The 15,050-nt window shown below is 58.0% G+C and carries 17 protein-coding genes; 12 read left to right on the forward strand and 5 right to left on the reverse strand.

Annotated elements, in window-relative coordinates; all coding sequences use genetic code 11:
- Positions 1-103: 103 nt before the first annotated feature.
- The 6 genes from QY316_03615 to QY316_03640 all read left to right on the forward strand — a co-directional run bounded on the left by QY316_03615 (position 104) and on the right by QY316_03640 (position 4,878).
- Complete coding sequence (locus QY316_03615) at positions 104-913, forward strand: N-acetylmuramoyl-L-alanine amidase (protein ID WKZ33505.1); 810 nt, start codon at positions 104-106, stop codon at positions 911-913.
- Complete coding sequence (gene rph / locus QY316_03620) at positions 909-1,631, forward strand: ribonuclease PH (GenBank protein ID WKZ34071.1); 723 nt, start codon at positions 909-911, stop codon at positions 1,629-1,631. Before QY316_03615 ends, rph begins: the two co-directional genes overlap by 5 nt.
- Positions 1,632-1,723: 92 nt before the next feature.
- Positions 1,724-2,332: an XTP/dITP diphosphatase gene (locus QY316_03625; GenBank protein WKZ33506.1), complete on the forward strand. Its 609-nt coding sequence runs from the start codon at positions 1,724-1,726 to the stop codon at positions 2,330-2,332.
- 166 nt (positions 2,333-2,498) lie between these two features.
- Positions 2,499-2,708, forward strand: a complete 210-nt coding sequence (locus QY316_03630) for a cold-shock protein (protein WKZ33507.1) — start codon at positions 2,499-2,501, stop codon at positions 2,706-2,708.
- Between the two features lie 158 nt (positions 2,709-2,866).
- Entirely contained in the window at positions 2,867-4,018 is a 1,152-nt protein-coding gene (locus QY316_03635) for a citrate synthase (protein ID WKZ33508.1), read from the forward strand.
- Positions 4,015-4,878 carry a ChaN family lipoprotein gene (locus QY316_03640; GenBank protein WKZ33509.1) on the forward strand — a complete coding sequence of 288 codons (864 nt, stop codon included), beginning with the start codon at positions 4,015-4,017 and terminating at the stop codon, positions 4,876-4,878. The genes QY316_03635 and QY316_03640 overlap by 4 nt, the downstream gene beginning before the upstream one ends.
- Here QY316_03640 and QY316_03645 read toward each other — a convergent pair.
- Positions 4,854-5,969, reverse strand: coding sequence for a response regulator (locus tag QY316_03645; protein ID WKZ33510.1), 1,116 nt, complete (start codon positions 5,967-5,969; stop codon positions 4,854-4,856). The two genes, QY316_03640 and QY316_03645, sit on opposite strands and share 25 nt — an antisense overlap.
- Positions 5,970-6,243: 274 nt before the next feature.
- On the opposite strand from QY316_03645, the gene QY316_03650 reads away from it, so the two are divergent.
- Positions 6,244-7,533 (forward strand): peptidoglycan DD-metalloendopeptidase family protein, encoded by a 1,290-nt coding sequence (locus QY316_03650; GenBank protein ID WKZ33511.1) that lies wholly within the window; start codon positions 6,244-6,246, stop codon positions 7,531-7,533.
- Positions 7,534-7,607: 74 nt separating this feature from the next.
- On the opposite strand, the gene QY316_03655 is transcribed toward QY316_03650, so the two are convergent.
- Both QY316_03655 and QY316_03660 read right to left on the reverse strand, forming a co-directional pair.
- Positions 7,608-8,771 carry an acetate/propionate family kinase gene (locus QY316_03655; GenBank protein ID WKZ33512.1) on the reverse strand — a complete coding sequence of 388 codons (1,164 nt, stop codon included), beginning with the start codon at positions 8,769-8,771 and terminating at the stop codon, positions 7,608-7,610.
- An 84-nt stretch (positions 8,772-8,855) separates the two neighbouring features.
- The gene (locus QY316_03660; GenBank protein WKZ33513.1) at positions 8,856-9,269 is read right to left on the reverse strand and encodes a hypothetical protein; all 414 of its coding nucleotides are present in this window, start codon (positions 9,267-9,269) and stop codon (positions 8,856-8,858) included.
- Between the two features lie 169 nt (positions 9,270-9,438).
- Between QY316_03660 and QY316_03665 the strand changes: the two genes are divergently transcribed.
- The gene (locus QY316_03665; GenBank protein WKZ33514.1) at positions 9,439-9,966 is read left to right on the forward strand and encodes a methylated-DNA--[protein]-cysteine S-methyltransferase; all 528 of its coding nucleotides are present in this window, start codon (positions 9,439-9,441) and stop codon (positions 9,964-9,966) included.
- Here QY316_03665 and QY316_03670 read toward each other — a convergent pair.
- On the reverse strand, positions 9,963-10,436 hold the full coding sequence (locus QY316_03670) for a hypothetical protein (GenBank protein WKZ33515.1): 474 nt from the start codon (positions 10,434-10,436) through the stop codon (positions 9,963-9,965). The genes QY316_03665 and QY316_03670 overlap by 4 nt on opposite strands.
- Before the next feature lie 144 nt (positions 10,437-10,580).
- Between QY316_03670 and QY316_03675 the strand changes: the two genes are divergently transcribed.
- From QY316_03675 to QY316_03690, 4 genes are all read left to right on the forward strand, one after another.
- Complete coding sequence (locus QY316_03675) at positions 10,581-11,078, forward strand: hypothetical protein (protein ID WKZ33516.1); 498 nt, start codon at positions 10,581-10,583, stop codon at positions 11,076-11,078.
- Positions 11,079-11,192: 114 nt separating this feature from the next.
- Positions 11,193-11,615 (forward strand): transcriptional repressor, encoded by a 423-nt coding sequence (locus QY316_03680; GenBank protein ID WKZ33517.1) that lies wholly within the window; start codon positions 11,193-11,195, stop codon positions 11,613-11,615.
- A gap of 21 nt (positions 11,616-11,636) precedes the next feature.
- A complete protein-coding gene (locus QY316_03685; protein WKZ33518.1) occupies positions 11,637-12,236 on the forward strand; it encodes a peroxiredoxin in 600 nt (199 codons plus the stop codon).
- A gap of 123 nt (positions 12,237-12,359) precedes the next feature.
- Complete coding sequence (locus QY316_03690; protein ID WKZ33519.1) at positions 12,360-13,256, forward strand: RNA polymerase sigma factor RpoD/SigA; 897 nt, start codon at positions 12,360-12,362, stop codon at positions 13,254-13,256.
- A gap of 173 nt (positions 13,257-13,429) precedes the next feature.
- Here the strand turns inward: QY316_03690 and QY316_03695 are convergent, their stop codons facing one another.
- Positions 13,430-14,872 carry a rhomboid family intramembrane serine protease gene (locus QY316_03695; GenBank protein WKZ33520.1) on the reverse strand — a complete coding sequence of 481 codons (1,443 nt, stop codon included), beginning with the start codon at positions 14,870-14,872 and terminating at the stop codon, positions 13,430-13,432.
- Positions 14,873-15,050 lie beyond the last annotated feature (178 nt).

Consider the following 15,050-nt stretch of genomic DNA (forward strand, 5'->3'; position numbering starts at 1 on the left):
CCGGCGGTCAGTCAAATATGACTTCCGATATGCAGGCCGACGCGGCCCGGCAAAACTGGCCGGCCCCATTGACTTGGGCCGCCTTTGAATTTACAATAGGCCAATGGGAAAGTACCTCCTCAGCTTCTGCGTTCTGCTCATATCCATCTCTTTTTCCGCGGCAGCAAACGGCGCGGGGCCGAGGGAGTCCGGCCACATGGTGGTCGTCATCGACCCGGGGCACGGCGGAGAGGACACCGGCGCAAAGGGGCCTTCCGGCCTCGAGGAGAAGCACGTGACCCTCAGGCTCGCGCTGGGGCTCGCGGAAGCGCTTAAGAAAAGGGACGACATAAGGGTGCTCCTAACCAGGACCGCCGACGTCTTTATCCCTCTGGAGGAGAGGACGGCCTTCGCGAACAGGAACGGAGCGGACCTTTTTATAAGCATACACGCCAATGCCGCATTGAACAAGGACGCCGTCGGCATAGAGACCTTTTTCCTTAGCTTCGAGGCCACGGACGAGGACGCAAGGAGGCTTGCGGCCTTTGAGAACAGCGCCGGGCAGCTTGGCGGCGCCAGGCAGGCGGCAGCGGGCGCGGAGGACGACCTCAAGAGCATACTCCTCGACCTCGCGAACACGATGTCGCACCACGAGAGCTCGTCCTTTGCCGAAGTGGTACACACGACGATGGTCGGCGGCACCGGCAGGGAGAACCGCGGCGTCAAGCAGGCCCCGTTCACGGTGCTCGTGGGCGCGACCATGCCCGCCGTGCTCATAGAGGTCGGCTTCATCTCGAACCCGTCCGAGGAAAAATGGCTTTCAAGGACCGACGGCCAGGCAAAGCTGGCCGAATCGATAGCCGAAGGCATATTGAGCTTCAAGGACGCGCTCGCAAGGAAAAGGGGGTATATTGAAGTCAGCGGCAGGGATTGACAGGGCGGACGGGCGAAGGCCCGACGAACTCAGGAAGATAGCGGCAGAGCGCCGGTATCTCAAGTTCGCGGAGGGCTCGGTCCTCTTCGAGATGGGAGATACGAAGGTAATCTGCGCCGCGACCGTCGAGGAGAGGGTCCCGCCATTCCTCGCCGGCACTGGGAGGGGCTGGCTCACCGCCGAGTACGCGATGCTCCCGAGGTCTTCGAAGAAACGGATCCAGAGGGAGGCCGTCTCCGGGAAGGTCGGCGGCAGGACGCACGAGATACAGAGGCTTATCGGGAGGTCGCTCCGGGCAATCGCGGACATGCAGGCGCTCGGAGAGCGGACCGTCTACATAGACTGCGACGTAATACAGGCGGACGGCGGCACGAGGACCGCTTCCGTAACGGGCGCCTACATCGCCGTCCACGACACCCTGAGCGAGCTTGTCAAGCAGGGCCTCCTCGACTCCATACCGCTCAGGGACTCTGTCGCGGCAGTAAGCGTCGGGATAGTGGGCGGCGTGCCTGTCCTCGACCTCAACTACGAGGAGGACTCGAAGGCCGAAGTCGACATGAACGTCATAATGACCGGCGACGGCAGGTTCATCGAGGTCCAGGGCACGGCTGAGCTTTCGCCTTTCTCATCCGGCGAGATGGCTGAGCTCATCTCGCTCGCCTCAAAGGGCATTAAAGAACTCACCGCCTTCCAGAACAAGGCAATCTCTAAAAATTGATCCTTTCCCCGGACTCTGTGTCAGGCCGGGATTAAAATGCTCACATATTGTCATATATGCGCCGCTTTTTATTCTCCAATAGGGAACAAATAATGAAGCTCGTCATCGCCACCAGGAACAGGGGCAAGGCGAAGGAGATCGCGGCCATGCTCGAAGGCGCCGGGGTCGAGGCCGTATCCCTTAACGAATACCCTTCGCTCGCCCTCCCGCCGGAGACGGGCCGGAGCTTCAGGGAGAACGCGCTCTTAAAGGCCCGCTTCGTCGCTGAGGCCACGGGGCTTCCCGCGCTTTCCGACGATTCGGGTCTCGAGGTGGACGCGCTCTCCGGTGCGCCAGGCGTTTTTTCCGCAAGGTATGCCGGCGAGGGCGCGACCGACGCCGACAATTGCGCCAAGCTCCTGGCCGCGCTCGAAGGCGTGCCGGAAGACAAAAGGACCGCGCGCTTCAGGTGCGCGGTCGCCTTCGTCGAGCCGGGCAATACGGAAGAGGTCTTCGAGGGCGAGTTCGAGGGGAAGATAGCCGCGGAGCCGAGAGGCAGAGGCGGTTTCGGCTATGACCCTGTCTTCATCGTGCCGGGAACCGGGCTCACGGTTGCGGAGCTTAAGCCCGGGGAAAAGGACAGAATAAGCCACAGGGCAATGGCGCTCAGCGCTTTCCGGGAGTTCCTGTGCGCAAGGCAATCGAGGAGAAAAGAAGAGTAGCGAAAAATCCCGCCCCCTTCCTTGACAAGCCGCAGACCCTCAATTAGACTTACTCAGTAAGTAAGCTAGTAGCAGGGTTTGGAAGCGCGAGGTAATTGCAAAAGGACCTGAAGTGCGAAAAACCCCTATTACTTATGAATCCCAAGAGAAAGGAGGGTTTTTCTTTATGCCTTCAGGAAAGGTGAAGTGGTTTAACGAATCCAAGGGTTTCGGGTTTATTGAACAGGACACTGGCGAGGACGTTTTTGTCCATTATACGTCCATACAGGGTTCCGGGTTCAGGACCCTGAAAGAGGGGCAGAGGGTTGATTTCGAGATCACCAAGGGCCCCAAGGGGCTCAAGGCTGAAAACGTCAACCCCAATCCCATGCTATAGCAGCCCAAAGGGATTACAGGAGCCCTCATCCGGCGGGATGGGGGCTTTTTTTATGTACAACCCGGCGATAGTGTTATAGAATCTGGCTTGCAGGGAAGCAGGGGAATCCTCCTCGAACCCATGTGCGGGCTCTACTCCGCCAAAACCGGGTCACTGGAATGGACGAGAGACTTACAATGGACGTGGTCCCCGGGCTCGAAGGCATCCCAGCCGCCGAGTCGGCGATAAGCTTCATAGACGGGGAAAAGGGCATACTCGAGTACCGGGGCATACCGGTCGAGGCGCTTGCCGAGAAAAGCAACTTCGTCGAAGTCGCCTACTTCCTCCTCTTCGGCCACCTGCCGAAAAGGGCTGAGCTGGAGAAGTTCAGGGCCGACATCACCTTCCACACCCGCTTGAAGCTCAAGATACTCAGGATGATGGAGTACCTCCCGGAGAACGGCCACCCCATGCACTACCTGCAGGCCGTCACGTCCGCGATGGGCATGTACTATCCCGCAAGGGACACCCTGGACCCGGAGACCCGCTACTGGTCGTGCGTAAGGCTCATAGCCAAGCTCCCCACGATAGTCGCGGCCGTCCATAGGCTGAAGCACGGGGACGCTCCCATACAGCCGAGGAACGACCTCTCGCTCGCCGCGAGCTTCTATTACATGCTCCTCGAAAAGGAGCCCTCGCCGGTTATCGAAAAGATACTCGACTCCATGCTCGTACTCCACGCGGACCACACGATGAACGCGTCGACCTTCAGCGCCAGGGTCGTCGGCTCGACGCTCGCGGACCCATATACGGTCGTATCCTCCGCCATAGGCACGCTCTCGGGCCCGCTCCACGGCGGGGCCAACGAGGCGGTCGTCCGGATGCTCGACGAGATAGGGCCGAGCGGGAACGCGAGGGCGTACATAGAAGGCAAGCTCAGGCGGAAGGAAAAGGTCATGGGGGTCGGGCACAGGATATACAAGACGACCGACCCGAGGGGCGAGGTCCTCAAGGGCTATATAGCCCGGCTCGCGGAGCTCGACGAGATAGACAAAAACACGATTGAGGCCTCACGCGAGATAGAGGCTGTGGTCATGGAGGAGCTTGCGCCGAAAGGCCTATATCCGAACATAGACTTCTACTCCGGCATCCTCTTCCGGAGCATGGGCATACCCACGGAGCTCTTTACACCCATATTCGCAATGGGCAGGGTCGTCGGATGGCTCGCCCACTGGATGGAGCAGCTCAACTACAACCGCATATACCGGCCCGAGCAGAAGTACACGGGCCTCCGCTCCCGTCCCTACATCCCGATGGAAGAGAGAGAATGATGGAAAAGACCGTGAGCGCCGTCCCGGGGTGGCTCAAGGCGGCCTGTTTCCTTGCCGTGGTCCTGGTCTTCGCGGCAGGGTGCCGCGAGCCGAGGATAATCAGGGTCGCCGACCAGCAGGCCGTAAAGCCGGCGGACCTCGTGAAAGAGGCCTCGGAAGCGGACTTCATCTTCATCGGCGAGGCGCACAGCATGCGGCTCCACCATGAGGCGCAGCTCCAGGTCATAAAGGCCCTCAGGGGCCAGGGCGCCGACATCTCCATAGGCATGGAGATGTTCAAGACCGAGAGCCAGGACGCGCTCGACAAATGGGTGCGGGGCGAGATGTCCGAAGAGGATTTCAGGGCCGTCTACAAGAGCAACTGGAACATCCCGTGGCACCTCTATAAGGACATCTTCCTATACTCAAGGGAAGAGGGCATCCCGCTCGTCGCACTCAACATCCAGAAGAAGATAGTGAACCAGGTGCTAAAGGAGGGCTTCGAGTCGCTTACGCCTGAGGACCTCGAGAAGCTCCCGCCCGGAATCGAATGCAAGGTGGACGAGACCTACGAGAACTTCATGCGCGAGGCCCTCGACTCTCACGGCAAGCACGGGGTGGATTTCAAGAACTTCTGCGAGGCCCAGCTTGTCTGGGACAACGCGATGGCCCACAACGCCATAGAGTTCATGGACAGGAACCCCGGGATGAAGATGGTGGTGATGGCAGGGGGAGGGCATTCGTGGAAGAGGGGCATACCGGCCCAGGTAGGCAGGCTTTCCGCGTATTCGAGCGTCGTCCTGCTGCCCGACTCGAAGACCCTGGCAGTGGACCACGTGGGTCCCGAGGACGCCGACTATATCATAACCGGGCGGTTCTGAAGGTCGTCCCTGTTCTCGTCGTAGAGCCTCCGGAACTCCTCCGAGCAGTCCCTGAAAGCCGAGAGGACCCGCGGGTCGAAGCGCTCGGGGTGGCGGAAGATTATGTCGCAGGAGACCTCGTGGTCAAAGGACTCCTTGTAGGGGCGCACGCTCCTCAAGGCGTCGTATATGTCGACTATATTTACTATCCTCCCTGAAATCGGTATCTCCTCGCCCTTCAATCCCCTCGGGTATCCTTCGCCGTTCCACCTCTCGTGGTGCGTAAGCGCTATCTCCCTCGCAGTCGCCAGCAGTTCCGAGTCCGAGTCCTTGAGGAGGTCGGCCCCTATGGCCGAATGCGTCTTCATCACCTTGAACTCCTCGTCGGTGAGCGGGCCGGGCTTGAGGAGTATGGAGTCCGGGATGCCGATCTTTCCCACGTCGTGCATCGGGCTTCCGAAGAATATGGCCTCGACCGTCTCCTCCGGCAGGCGCATATACCTGGCGAGGAGCTGCGAATAGAGGCTTATCCTCCTTATGTGCCAGCCGGTCTCCTTGTCCCGGAGCTCGGCCGCGAGCGTCAACCTGTATACCGTCTCTATGTAGCCGGTCCGTATCTTGGCGAAGGCCTTTTCGAGCTGGACCGACTTGTCCTCCACCTCGTATTCGAGCCTCCTGCCGTGCTCGACAAGGTAGTCCTCGTACCTCTTTACCTTCAGAAGGTTCCTGAGCCTGGCCTTGAACTCCGATTCGTCAACGGGCTTCGAGAGGAACTCGTCCGCGCCGCCGAGAAGCCCCTTCATCCTCGAGGCCCTGTCGGAAAGGGACGTCATTATGACGACCGGCAGGTGGGTGGTGAGGGGGTCTTCCTTGAGCCTGCGGGTGACCTCGAACCCGTCCATCCCCGGCATCACTACGTCTATTATGAGGATGTCCGGCATGTGGGTGCGCGCCTTCTCAAGCGCTTCGAGGCCGTTCTGCGCGTGTATGCACTCGTACCCGAGCTCTGAGATGAGGTCCGAGTATACCTGCAGGTAGAAGCGGTCGTCGTCGGCCACGAGTATGCGGGCCTTGCCGGGCCGGAACGCTGCCTTGTCCAGATCCACCCTCATGGGGCGTATGTTACATCTTTACGCGACCTGTTTTCAAGCGGTCATTGAGCTGCTCTGAAATCACGCATTCCCATCCGCCTCTCCTCCCGCATATCCTCCTTTTTTTACTCACGAAAAAGCTTTTCGTTACCCACAACTTGTTGAAAAAGGTTCAACAAAGCCTTGACATTGGTCTTCCTCTTCATTATTATGTCCGGAACCCGCTCGGAAACGCGTCTCGGCGCACGTCGGAACGCGTCCAAACAGCATACCTGCATTGGGAGAGGACGGAATATTGACGGAATTCTCAAACAGGAATGAGAAGAAGTTCCACCTGAGGACCGCTCTTATAGTTTCGCTCGCAGGCCTCTCATTCCTCCTTTCATTCCTATTCATAGTAAGCCCGGAGGCATCGCTCAAATGGCAAGCCGTCCCCGAGCAGGAAGCCGGGGCCGAGGACGCCCCCAAAGGCCCTGAGCTTGTAAGGCATGACTTCAAGCTCGCCGGCAACAACACCTTCTACCAGATAATGTCCGGCCTGAACGTACCTGGCCCCGAAATACTCGAGATCGCCGAAAAGGCCCGTCCGATCTTCAGCATGAGGCAGCTCAGGAAAGACTCGGTCCTGACCATCTACACCCTCGAGGAAGCGGTCCGCAGGATCGAGTACAAGTTCAGCGACTACGAGTATCTCCTCATAGAGAAGACGCCCGAGGGCGGCATCTTCGCAAGCAAGGCCGAGCTCCCGAACGAGATACGGGAGGTAGTCGTATCAGGGACGATCGAGAACTCGCTCTACGAGGACGCGATGAAGGCCGGGGCCGACCCGCAGGCCGTGATGGCCCTCACGGACATATTCGCGTGGGACATAGACTTCACATCCGACATAAGGAAGGGCGATTCCTTCAGGATACTGAAGGAGGTCCTTTACGTCGAGGGAGTGCCGGTAAGGAGCGGGAAAATAATCGGCGCCGAGATGGTAAACGGCGGGAAGACGTACACGGCCGTATACTACGAGGGGAACGGCGGGACCGGCTACTATGACGGCGAAGGCAGGTCCTTGAGGAGGTCGCTCCTCAAAACGCCCCTCAGGTACAGAAGGGTATCGAGCCACTTTACCACCAAGCGGTACCACCCCATACTGAAGAAGTACAGGCCCCACCACGGGATCGACTACGCGGCGCCCGTAGGCACGCCAGTTGAGGCCGCCGGGAGCGGCATAGTCAAATTCGCCGGCACTAACAGGGGATATGGAAACTATGTGGAGATACGGCACAATAACGGCTACTCCACGCTCTATGCCCACCTCTCCAAGATAAGGAAAGGCATAAGGACCGGCGTCAAGGTGAGCCAGGGAGACATGATAGGCTATGTTGGATGCACCGGCCTCTGCTCCGGGCCGCACCTGCATTACGAGGTGCGCGTAAACGGCAGGCTCATTAACCCGCTTAGCATAAAACCTGTGCCGGATAAATCCATTCCCAAGAACGAATGGCAGGCCTTTGCCGCCGTAAGGGACGAGATAAGCGCGAAGCTCCTGACCGACGGAACTGCCATTGCCATGAGCTCGGAAAACCGGCAATAGCCCCTTCAACTCCGTCCGAACCCTTTCTCTTGTCGATGCATGACCGGGCTTCCACGCCCCCGGTCGTAGCCGGTTCAGCCCAGGCCCACTACCCTTCTGGCGTGCCGGGCTATCATAAGCTCCTCGTTAGTCTTCATGACCCGCACCATTACCGGCCCTCTTGAGATGACCGGGCCGTTAATCCTGTTCTCCTCCGGGTCGATTTCAATGCCCAGAAAGCCCAGCCCCTCAAGTATGCGCTCCCTTATGACCGGCGAGTTCTCGCCCATTCCGGCCGTAAAGACGAGCGTGCCTATGCCGCCCAGCACGGCGGCGAACGCGCCCAGGAATTTTTTGGCCTGCCTGCAGAAGACCTCCACGGCGAGGGCGGCCTCATTTGAGGAGCCCTCCTTTTCAAGGAGGTCGGACATGTCCGGGCTGATCCCCGAGATGCCGAGGAGGCCGGATTTGCGGTTCAGCACCTCATTGAGCTCGTCAGCCCCGAGGCCTTTCTTTTTCAGCATATAGACGATGACGCCCGGGTCGAGGTCGCCGGTGCGCGTGCTCATTACGAGCCCTCCGAGCGGCGTAAATCCCATGGTAGTGTCTATGCACATCCCGCCCTTTACCGCGCTCATGGAGGCGCCGTTACCAAGGTGCGCTATCACGACCCGGCCTGAAGCCCCCTCCGGGTCGATCCTCTTGAGCTCCTCCATAATGTATTCGTATGAAAGCCCGTGAAAGCCGTACCGCTCGACGCCTTCAGCCCTTATCTCGCGAGGTATGGAGAGGGTCCGGGAGGCTGGAGGCATGGATGTGTGGAAGGAGGTATCGAAGCAGGCTGCCTGGGGGAGTCCGGGAAGGTATTTCCCAACTGCATCAATGGCCTTTATCTCATGAGGGAGGTGCTCTGCCGCAAATGGCACGAGCGCCCTCAGGGTGTCCATGAGCTCCGGGTCGATCACCCGGGGCGAGGTAATCCTGCCGCCGTGCACGACCCTGTGCCCGACCGCCCTTATGCCCTCACCTTCGGGCCTTTTTTTAAGCCAGTCGAAGAGGGCCTTTAATGCGGGGACATGGTCCTGGAATCTCATCCTCTCTTCAAGAAGCGCGGCCCCGTTGCCGTCAAAGGCCAGGAACGCCCCCTCAGGCAGGCCGATCCTCTCGAGCCTTCCGAAGAGGAGGCGAGAGTTCCCGGGCGCGTACACAGAGAATTTGATGCTCGATGAGCCGCTGTTGATTGTGAGGACATTGCCCACTTGCGCACTCCCCGTGAACAGACTGCTGAAAAAGCCCAATCTGCCGTGTCGTCTTGAGCTTTTTGAGCAGCCTGAATGAGATTTTCAGCAAATTTTTAAGATGCAACTCCTTACGAGCCATGCGGCAAGGAGCGGCCCGGCTATCTCGGAGGCGAGCACAAGCGACCAGAGCCTCCCCTCCCAGATCCTGTAGTCCGCGAAGAGCCGCTCCCAGGGAAAGCCGAAGACGTAATGCCCGAAGATGAATTCGAAGACGACGCTGCACGAGAGCCAGAAGAATCCGGTCTTTAAAGCCGTCGATACGAGCGGGGGCCCGGCGAACCCGGCCATGTAGATGTATGAGCCTATGAAGATGACCGCGATTATGAGGATGGTCTTGTAGAGATGCGAGCCGTAGTCCCCTATGTGGCGTACGAGGACCTTCTCGGCGAAAAAACCGTTTCCTATGGCTATCAGCACCATAACGAACCAGAACGCGAATGCGACCTTGAAGCTCATCTTTTATGCCCTGCCCGGACCGTTACGGCCCTGCCGGGCCCGCGGGACTTCCTTTCTGCTTGTATTGCGCGTGCAAAGCGCATGGGTCTTAAAATAGCAGAAGCGGGGCGTTAAGTCAAAAGCCCGAATTCGGTTGCCTTTGCGATGCCATCTGTTTTATCCTTTTCGCATGGATAAGCTAAAGAGGATGGATTGGGCGGCCTTTGAGTCGCCGCTCGGCGTAATACTCGTCGCCTCTGACGCCAGTGGGCTCGCTCACCTCTGCATACGCGGCAGTAGAATTGAGTTCGTCGCTTCCTTGCGCGCGGAAGGGGCCGAGCCAATGGAGAAGCCCTCGTCATTTGCGGCCCTTTTCAGGACGCTCGATGAATACTTCAAAGGCAAGGACGTCGTGTTCAGTATTCCCTTGAGCCTCTCGGGCGCTGAATTCGACAGGGCCGTATGGGAAGAGCTCAGGCGTATTCCCCGGGGGAGTGTAAAGACCTACGGCGAGGTCGCGAGGTCTATCGGGAAACCGGGGGCCGCGAGGGCCGTGGGAGGCGCGTGCGGAAGGAACCCGGTCCCAATCGTCATCCCTTGCCACAGGGTCGTTGCGGCTGACCTGATGCTTGGAGGGTTCTCCGGCGGAATGGAAATCAAGAAGGCCCTCCTGGAGATCGAGGGCCTTGAGATACGCGGAAGGACTATAAGCCTTTAGCCGTGTGCGACGAGCACGCCTGCCGCCGAAGCTGCCAATGAAATCGCGACCATCACCCAGTGGAGCGTCTTTACCTTCCTGAATATCCCGTCTATGTCCATTGTCGCGCCTTCCCGGGCCATCCTGTCCAGCATCTTCTTTATAACGATGGGCTCGAGCCCTACGAGCATCACGAACCAGAAGACCCAGACGGCGGTCATGAAGGTGAGAGCCCAGCCGCCCGGCTGGAAGTAAAGCTCGTACCAGCCCGTCTGCCAGACCATGACGAAGCCGGTTATGCCGACTATTATGTTGTAGGCCTTCGCAAGGGGCGCGAACCTGTGCTCTATCCTCTGAAAGGTAAGCACCTTCTGGAGCGGGTCGGGCGTCTTTATCGCCATGGGGAGGACTATGCCCGTTACGAAGGCGAGCCCGCCTATCCACAGTATGACCGTAAGCACGTGGACCATGTGCATGGTAAGGAAGAGCATATAAAAACCTCCTTGATTCGGGGCCCTATTTGTTTTAGCTTATTCAAGGAATCTTAACTCAAAAAGAGACGCGAGGCCAGTCATTCGCGATCGTTCCATTGATAGCACGTCCGGCCCGGCGCGGAACATGACGGAAATCATCATATGACGATAGACAGGGGATTCCTTTCAGACCTCCGGCGTTCGAGCGTGATGGTCGCTGTCTTCGCGGCCCTGTTCGTGTTCATGTACGCGGGGGTCGTGCTGCTCCTCAAGTATCTGTATATCTACTTCAGGGGCTTCAGCCCAGAGGCAAGCGAGCACCTCCTTAGGGGCATCTTTTACGGATTGAGCGCCGCTGCCATAGGGGCCTCTGCCGCCATATCCAACAGGCGCTATTCGAAGGAGGCGCTGAGGGCCTTGGTCGGCGACGCTGACGCGCTCATGAGGCACCTTGTGCTGACGCCAGTGATATCTATGCTTTTCGCAGAAGCGGTCCTCATCTTCGGCTTCTGCCTTTTCTTCCTTAAAGCCATGTACCTGGACTTCCTGATACTGGCCTCCATCTCGCTTGGCCTCATAATATGGAGCATTCCCACGATGGATTTCCTGCGTGAGACCGTTAATAAGACAGGGGCAGGCGGGCCTTTCCTGCAAGATTAAATCAATAAAATCAATTAATTATAGATTTCACAATGAAGGCCTTGACATATATTTTTTTTGTTCTATAATAGAATTATTCTTAAGTAGTAATTGTTAGTACAAGAAGGAGCCGCGATGGAGAGGATAGTAAGGAAATACCGGGGCATGGGTTTCAAGCTCACGCCGCAGAGGCTTGCGATCCTCAAGTTCCTCGAGGGGAACACCAGCCACCCCACTGCGGAGGACATCTATACAGAGATAAAGAAGAGGTACCCGACGGTCTCCTTTGCCACGGTCTACAACACCATCCAGGCCCTCAAGGAGAGGGGCGAGATAATGGAGGTGACCATAGACCCGGAGAGGAAGCATTTCGATCCCAACCCGGCCCCGCACCACCATATCATGTGCACCGGGTGCGGGAGGATAGGCGACGTCTTCGTGGACTATTCGGCTTCGTTGAAGCTGCCGGATGAGGTTACAAAGGAGTTCACCACCACCGGCAACCATATAGACTTTTACGGCCTGTGCAACAGGTGCCGCATAAAGAACACAAACTAACAAAGAAGGAGAAAAATGAAAATGGCGGAGACAATGGCAGTAGTTCAGAACGAGGCCCCGGACTTCAAGGCGACAACGGTAATGGAGGACGGCTCGGTAAAGGAAATAAAACTTTCGGATTACAAAGGGAAGTACGTGGTGCTGTTTTTCTACCCGCTCGACTTCACTTTCGTATGCCCGACCGAAATAATATCGATGAGCGACAGGATAGACGAGTTCCACGCGAGGAACGCGCAGGTGCTGGGGGTTTCGGTAGACAGCCAGTTCTCGCACATCGCCTGGAGGAGCACCCCCAGGAAAAAGGGCGGCATAGGCGAGATAGAATACCCGCTCGTCTCCGACCTCGACAAATCCATAAGCAGGAGCTACGGCGTGCTTGTGGAGAAGCCGGGCATAGCCCTGAGGGGCTTGTTCATAATAGACAAGCTCGGCAAGATACGCCACATAACCATAAACGACCTCCCGCTCGGAAGGAACGTGGACGAGGTCTTGAGGGTGCTGGACGCGATCCAGTTCAACGAAAAATACGGCGAGGTCTGCCCGGCCAACTGGAAACAGGGAGAGAAGGGCATGAAGCCCGACCAGGCGGGGCTGGAGAAATACGCAGAGGCTAACTTCTGAGTCTGAAGGACCGGGAGCATTGGCTCCCGGTCCTCGTTTCTGATATGAATTGACCCGCTCTTCCCTGGATAAGTTGGCAATCCGCCGTAACGGCAGGCCCCGCCTGGAAAACAGGGGGAGGCCATGAAAGACGAAACATCGAGGCCGGCCCGGAGGGGCAGGCCGCCGTCCGCCGAGGCCGGAGAGAAAAAGACCTCGGATTCGGTAACGACGTACTTCAGGGAGATAAGGAAGATACGTCTCCTTACGGCAGCCGAGGAAAAGGCGCTCGCAAGGAGGATAGCAAAGGGCGACGGCGAGGCCAGGAGGACGCTGATAGAGGCTAATCTCCGGCTCGTCGTGAACATCGCCAAGAGGCACCTGAACAGGGGCCTTCCTCTCCAAGACCTTATCGAGGAGGGGAATATAGGCCTCATAAAATCGGCGGAGCGTTTCAGCGCCTCAAAGGGCTGCAAGTTCTCGACGTACGCGACCTACTGGATAAAGCAGTCGATTGACAGGGCCGTAGCAAACCAGGCGGACACGGTAAGGCTTCCGATACACGTCTCGACCGACCTTGCCAGGGTTTCGAGAGCCGAGAGGGACTTGACGAGCGAACTGGGCCGCGAGCCGGACATAAGGGAGCTCTCGGAGAGGACCGGCCTTTCAGGAAGGTATGTAAAGAAGCTCAACGGGATAACCCGGAAAAGCTATTCGCTTGAGGGCCCGGTCTCGGAGGACGCCGACCAGTCGCTCATGGAAAAACTGGTTGACGAGACCTTCCCCCCGCCGATGGAGGCCGTCGACATGGCGGACAGGGCGGCGAAGGTGAGGACGTGGCTCGAATGCCTGGACGAGAACGAGAAGGTGGTCATAAGGGAGCGATTCGGCCTTGACGGGGAGGAGCCAAAGACGCTCGAGACAGTGGGCAGGGAGTTCGGGCTAACGAGGGAGAGGGTAAGGCAGATAGAGGCAAAGGCCATCGGGAAGCTTAAGCGGATGGCGGAAGAGACCCATACGGAATACAGGGACGTTGCATAGGGGCTTAATACGCGATTGCGATAGAGTAGAGCTTATTCCCTCCTGACGACAGGACCGCAGCACATAGCCGCTTTGCCCCCCGCCCAATGACCGCAGTGCCCTTTAGGGGCGGCGACTTCGAGTCGCCGCCCCTAAAGTTTTTTGGGGCCGCCCAGCCGGTTAATTCGACCGGGTCAGGCGCTCTTCAGCTTGGCCTTTATCTTCGGCAGCGCGGGGGAATCAGGAAAGGATTCGACATAGCGCTCGTAGTAGCTCGTGGCAGCCTCGCTTAGCCCCATTTCCTCAAGAACGGCCGCGCACTGGTAGATGGCCCTCTCCAGTACGTCGGGAGGGGTGTCTTTAGAATTCGAGAGCATCTCGAGGCTCCTTGCCGCGATGTCCAGTTCCCCCCTCTTGTAGAGGACGCCAGAGAGCCTTAACTGCAGCACCGGCTCGACACCGGAGAGGTATTTCGAATAAAACTCCTTGAAGACGGTCGCGGCCTCCTGCGGGTTGGAGGCCGCAAGCGCCTTGACGGCTTTTGCATAGTAGTCTCTGCCTTCTTCCGTGGACGAAAACCTGGATTTCATGCGGGCCAGGCTCAGGAGCGCCTCGCCGTTAGCGGGGTTTTTCTGCAGGACGATCTTTAGGGACTCCTCGCCTTCGCCGGATGTCATGCCCTCATCCGTAGCCTTCACCCCTATGTCGAGGTGCCTTTCCTCGACGGCCTGCTCGCCGAGCCCGGTAAACCAGGCTATGCATATCCCGGCGATCATGCCGCCGATATGGGCCCAGTGGCCGATATTCGACATGACAGTGCCTGCCAGCTGCCCTATGCCGCCGCTCAGGTCGAGATAAAAGAATATACCTATTATGACGAGGGAGTTGAGCCGTATCTTGAGGGCCACGGGCAGGATGAGGGAGAAGATGCCGAGTATGGGAAGCGGGAATACCATGCTCTTGAAATAGCAGCGCACGGCGAAGAGGCCCATGACCCCGGAAATGGCGCCGGATGCGCCGAGCCCGTGCGAGACCTTTCCGAGGAAGATGAACGGGACCGATGCGGCAACAATCCCCGCCACTATGCCTGCTATCATGTACGAAAGAAGGAACCTCTCCCATCCCATCCTCTTCTCTACCACGGTGCCGACGACCCAGAGGAATATCATGTTGCCCCAGAGGTGGCCGTCATTGGCGTGGAGGAAAACGGCCGTGATCGCGCTTATGGGCACGTTCCAGAAATTCGGCTCCGGGGGCAGGAAAAGGAGGTTATTATAGACGAACTCCCTGTCTATGAGCGGATTCAACTGGAACATGTAAAAGACGGCCACGTTCATGGCGATAAGCAGATAAGTTACAAGCGCGACCCCTTCTTTCTTCCGTTCCCCCTCGGCATAGAAGACCGGCATGAAGGTGATATGCTGCTTCAGGACGCTGGTCGCGCTCTTGTTGGTGGCGATGGCCTTCAGCCTGATATAAAAGAGGAAAAGCACGGGAAAAATGAACATGATAATGCCCATGAAGGCGTCGATGTAGCCCTTGAGGGTGATTATCACGATTATGAGCAGGAAGACTTTCAGGAGAAATGCCTGTTCCTGATGCCTGCGGAAATAATCTGAGACGCCCAAGGCTTTCATCTTTCCCCCGTACTGGCCTGACAGGTTGTTAAAACGGAAGCTTTCCAGAATATCGTCTCTTCGGTGAATATTCTTAAGATGTTATTTAAGGCGAGCCGTAAAATTACAGTGCCTCCCGACGCCTCGGGGCGGGCCGTGTAATATTTAATGCGCGGTTTGACCCCGCCACGGACTCCGG

Source organism: Thermodesulfobacteriota bacterium (genome assembly GCA_030583865.1).
Classification (GTDB): Bacteria; Desulfobacterota; GWC2-55-46; order GWC2-55-46; family GWC2-55-46; genus UBA5799.